The sequence below is a fragment of the Pseudoalteromonas sp. APC 3694 genome, from assembly GCF_030407565.1.
Taxonomy (GTDB): domain Bacteria; phylum Pseudomonadota; class Gammaproteobacteria; order Enterobacterales; family Alteromonadaceae; genus Pseudoalteromonas; species Pseudoalteromonas tetraodonis.
Genome location: NZ_JASDDE010000105.1, coordinates 1 through 4802 on the forward strand (window position 1 = coordinate 1; position 4802 = coordinate 4802).

Annotated in this window: 6 protein-coding genes; 4 read left to right on the top strand and 2 right to left on the bottom strand. The window is 37.6% G+C overall.

All coding sequences use genetic code 11. From position 1 onward, the window contains the following. The coding region (locus QMA00_RS18495) for a hypothetical protein (protein ID WP_290158429.1) at positions 1 to 218 on the top strand (218 nt) is incomplete at its 5' end. Positions 219 to 290: 72 nt separating this feature from the next. Next, the gene (locus tag QMA00_RS18500; protein ID WP_076923265.1) at positions 291 to 1493 is read left to right on the top strand and encodes an IS256 family transposase; all 1203 of its coding nucleotides are present in this window, start codon (positions 291 to 293) and stop codon (positions 1491 to 1493) included. 686 nt (positions 1494 to 2179) lie between these two features. Here the strand turns inward: QMA00_RS18500 and QMA00_RS18505 are convergent. Together QMA00_RS18505 and QMA00_RS18510 are read right to left on the bottom strand one after the other, a co-directional pair. Then, positions 2180 to 2320, bottom strand: a complete 141-nt coding sequence (locus QMA00_RS18505; protein WP_158522947.1) for a hypothetical protein — start codon at positions 2318 to 2320, stop codon at positions 2180 to 2182. Between the two features lie 346 nt (positions 2321 to 2666). Further along, positions 2667 to 3218 carry a cytochrome b gene (locus tag QMA00_RS18510; protein ID WP_010555485.1) on the bottom strand — a complete coding sequence of 184 codons (552 nt, stop codon included), beginning with the start codon at positions 3216 to 3218 and terminating at the stop codon, positions 2667 to 2669. 474 nt (positions 3219 to 3692) lie between these two features. Between QMA00_RS18510 and QMA00_RS18515 the strand changes: the two genes are divergently transcribed. Both QMA00_RS18515 and QMA00_RS18520 read left to right on the top strand, forming a co-directional pair. Next, a complete protein-coding gene (locus QMA00_RS18515; RefSeq protein ID WP_010555486.1) occupies positions 3693 to 4418 on the top strand; it encodes an NYN domain-containing protein in 726 nt (241 codons plus the stop codon). A 192-nt stretch (positions 4419 to 4610) separates the two neighbouring features. Further along, entirely contained in the window at positions 4611 to 4754 is a 144-nt protein-coding gene (locus QMA00_RS18520; protein WP_175610077.1) for a hypothetical protein, read from the top strand. Positions 4755 to 4802: the final 48 nt, after the last annotated feature.

Sequence of the window (4802 nt, forward strand, 5' to 3'; positions counted from 1 at the left end):
ATAAACGATCAAAGTTAATGCAATTGGGTGATCAAAGCTGGAGAGAATATGCAATAGTAGTTGGGTTTGGGGAAAGTAATTTGACTTTATACAATGTCGCTGCTTTATCAAAAATAAATGCATCTACAGGCTGTGATGCAATATTAGGAAGAGATTTTTTATCTAAAAAACTAATTTCGATTGACTTTAAAAATAGAAAGTTAAATCTAAAAATATAAAAAAGGGATTTAATTAGGTAGTGTTTAGAAATCTGTGTCATTTCAGTAATATTAAGAAAACAGGAGTGACACATGACTCAATCTTTCGACTTCAACAAAGCATTAGCTGAACTTCAATCTGGTAAAGGGTTAACTGGTGAAGATGGTGTTTTAACACCGTTAATTAAACAATTAACTGAAGCTGCACTCAGAGCAGAGCTAGAGCAGCATCTAGAATCTGATCTGCAACCAAACCGTAAGAACGGCACTAGCAAAAAAACCGTTAAATCATCTGTAGGTCAATTTGAACTTGAAACACCAAGAGACCGCGCAGGCTCCTTTGAACCGCAACTCGTTAAGAAAAACCAAACTAAGTTAACGCCAGAAATTGACCAAAAAGTCCTATCTATGTTTGCGTTAGGCATGAGCTATCGTGATATTGGCAGTCACATTCAAGAAATGTATGGCATTGAAGTATCAGAAGCCACAATAACCGCTGTGACTGACCAGCTAATACCAGAGCTTAAAGCGTGGCAATCTCGCAGTCTTGATGCGTTGTATCCATTTATCTGGCTTGACGCTATTCACTATAAAATCAAGGAAAATGGTCGCTACGTTAGCAAAGCGGTTTATACTGTGTTGGGTATTAATATTGAAGGCCGTAAAGAATTACTTGGCCTCTACGTATCAGAAAGCGAAGGTGCTAACTACTGGTTATCAGTGCTGACCGATTTACATAATCGTGGCGTATCCGATATTTTAATCGCCTGTGTTGATGGACTAAAAGGTTTCCCTGAAGCCATTGGCACTATCTATCCTGAAACAGAGGTTCAACAGTGCGTTATTCATCAAATTCGTAACTCGATGAAGTACGTAGCCTCTAAGCACCAAAAAGCGTTTATGGCTGACTTAAAACCCGTTTATCGTGCAGCAACTAAAGATGCCGCAGAAGCAGCACTGGATGAGCTAGACGATAAATGGGGCAAGCTATATCCCATTGTTATCGACTCTTGGCGTCGTAAATGGACGAACCTGTCGGTTTACTTCAAGTACCCAGATTACGTGCGAAAAGCCATTTACACCACCAATGCTATCGAGGCGGTTCACCGCCAGTTTAGGAAATTGACCAAGACTAAAGGCGCATTCCCGAATGAAAATAGCTTGATGAAATTATTGTATGCAGGCATATTGAACGCCTCGAAGAAATGGACAATGCCAATCCACAGTTGGAACCTGACATTGTCGCAATTAGCCATTCACTTCGAAGGTAGGTTAGATGGCGTGCTAGATATTTAGCAATTTAGGCTGACACAGAATTCTGAACGCCCTCTTTAATTATTAATGAAATGAAATTAATTGATGCTATGATTACATTATAAATAATACTTACTGATTGAAATGTTACTGCTGAGGGATGTTCACGTCAGCTTTTCCTTAACGGACCAGTAGAGAATTGAGGGCAATTATAGTTGTAGATGATGTTCATGTTCGAACACTAAAATCATTTTTGTCCATCGACGATTTATCAATATAACTCACCTTTGCCCCTTTCCGTGACAGCTAGATTTTGAGCCGATAAATATTCACTAATATTTGCCCTACATTACCTAATGTTAAACTAGGAAGCATGCACATTTGAATAAAGGTGTTTAGGATGTCAATCGTGATGCTTACTTTATTATGACTTATACAGTTATTGTGAATATTTATGCAATTACTAGTGGGTTTGATATATCTATTTCCCAACATATGGATATACCGGTTCACCCCAAAGGTCATTAGGGTTATTCATCATAATCTCAATGATCGTTGGTACTAGTAGATCCAGTATATTTGTACAATATCTCAATTGTTGACGATTGGCTGAGCTATTAAAAGTGGCCCCACCATGCATGATTTGATTTCTGAGAGTATATAACCGAGAGAACAGTACACTAAGGACAGTAGCGGTGTTTGTCAAACTAGTTGTCGCGATCACTACGTTATGCACTCTCAGCCTTGACACTATTTTGTTCAGGGTTTAAGTACACTTCTTTTGGTAAATTCCAATTACGGATATTACCGCTCCAGCGCTCAGGGTGAGCATCTTTAGCACCTTGATAAACTTCTTTTCTATTAGCCAATATGTCACCCGCTAATCCTGAATGCCTTTGATGTGGGCTGACGTATTTGATGCCACTATGTTTGTGGTTAAAATTATACCAGTGGCTAAATTTCAACACCCAACTACGCGCCTCATCAATTGTTGAAAACCCTTTATACGGATAATTTTATAGTGCGCGAAGGGCGGATCTTTCTGCTCCGACCACACTCATATGTATACTTTACACAGTTTTAACAAATTAGCTAAGATATTACTATCACTAAGTTTTCTATTATCTTTAAGCAGATCTAAATAGAACACTATACGCGCGTCGCACATATCCTTGAATATGTGCGAAAACAACGGGTTAGCCACTTAATTAGCTGTTATTTTTTAGGCAAACGCATTCGTGCAACCGTATTATCAGATAAAACATAGTGGTGGAATAAGGCGGCGGCTGCATGTAGTCCAATCAAGTAATAGCCAACTTCCCCAGCGGTTTCATGCAGCTCTTTTATGGTTTTAGCTAAGTCTAAATCTTTACTGGCCAATGGCGGCAGCTCTAGACCAAAAAACGGAATTGGTTTGCCCGCCATGCTCAAAATTAACCATCCAGCAATAGGCATAGCAAACATGAACCCATACAAAATAACATGCACTAGTTTGGCCAGGTTATTTTGCCATTTAGCTGGCTGTGGTTTTATATCAGGAGCCGAACCACCTACTATGCGAGCAATTAGCCTAACGCTTACTAAGGCTAAAACCGATAAACCAAGCATAAAATGCCACATTTTAAAGGCATCTCGGGTTGCTGTTCCTTTGTCGAATAATTCGCGCAGTTCAATGCTTGCGTAAACAGCGACTATCAATATGAACATAAGCCAATGCAAAGCAATGGAGAGTGTATTGTAATGAGTTGTTGTATTTTTTAAATTCATAGTGCCCCTCGAAAAAATTAAACCTTATATTAATCGTATAAAGTTACTGACCATTTAGCTGTTTTAGAGCTTAAAAAAGTAGCCTACCCCACTACAAAGTAACCTATCATTACTAAGCATTTAGTGATCTAAAACATAAAATTTATATTTTAAAAAACATGAGTAAATATACTTGATAAGCACTTTCATTGTAAGTACGTAAAAAAATGGAGACACATAAAAATTAAATATGGGCTCCAAGAAAACCTTATAGAAAAAACATTTATAAACAATTTAATTAGTTCAAATGGTTGCAACTAGCAGCAGATGACCAACAAGGAGACGCCTCTAATTTGGGTCCCAAATTAACCAAGCCACTACAATACTGTTATTTGGCTGGAATATGGAAAATAATAGCCTAAGTATTTACTAGAAAAAGTCGAGAAACTGTTTACTGTAGTGGTCAATAAGATTTTAAGTTTCAAGGAAGCTTTTGTGAGAGATAAAGAGAAAATTGCGGTATTTATTGATGCAGATAACGCACCTGCTCAAAAGATAGATAAAGTGCTATCCGAGTTGGCGCGATATGGTGTAGTCAACATTCGTAAAGCATATGGAAATTGGAAAAATCAAAACCTGAAACCGTGGGAAGACGTGCTTCATGAATTTGCAATACAGCCGATGCAACAGTTCGATCTTACCAAAGGCAAGAATGCCACAGATATGGCATTAGTAATTGATGTTATGGATGTGCTGTATACTAAAGACATTGATGTTATTTGCCTGGTGTCGTCCGATTGTGATTTTACTCCCTTGGTAACTCGTTCTTTGGCTGATGGTAAATTTGTGATTGGTTTTGGTGAACGTAAAGCACCACTAGCTTTCGTTAATAGTTGTTCACTATTCCTCTATCTTGACGAAGATAGCGAAAAAGACCCTCCTATACAAAAACAAAAAAAGAACATAAAAAGTGACACCAAGTTAATTAATTTGCTTAGGCAAGCAATTGAGGCTGTCGAAGAAGACGATGGCTGGGCCATGTTAGGACCAATCGGTACACATATTTCAAATCACGCATCCTTTGACCAGCGTAATTATGGCTTTAAGAAGTTGAGTGATTTATTTCAAGCTATAGATTTGTTTGAGATGAAAAAAACAAATGGCTCAGTTTTATGGATTAGGGATAAAAAGAAAGCAAAACAACTTAACAAATCAAGGTAAGGCGCTTTATTAATATCCGCTTATGGCACTTAGCCAAACTTCGGCAAAGAGCGATCTATAGTCATTGAGATTGGCCAAATATAATAGTTAATTGATTGCTCATATTGTGCCATTTAACTTTACTTAAAGCTTTAGAAAACTTAGTAGTAGTAATACTTTAGGTTATTTGTTAAAACTATATAAGATAAATAAATGAGCGTGGTGTTGGCAGAAATGTGCGCACTATTAATGTGTTGGAATTTTATGGAGCTACAAATGAGTAAAGTATTAGAATCAGCAAGTGAATCAAGAAAAACAGCTGAAAAATTTGATCTTTCGTCATCTCAAGTTGCGTAATACCATGATGCCGATCGCTCAATACCATTCAAGCCGATCACTTTTTTG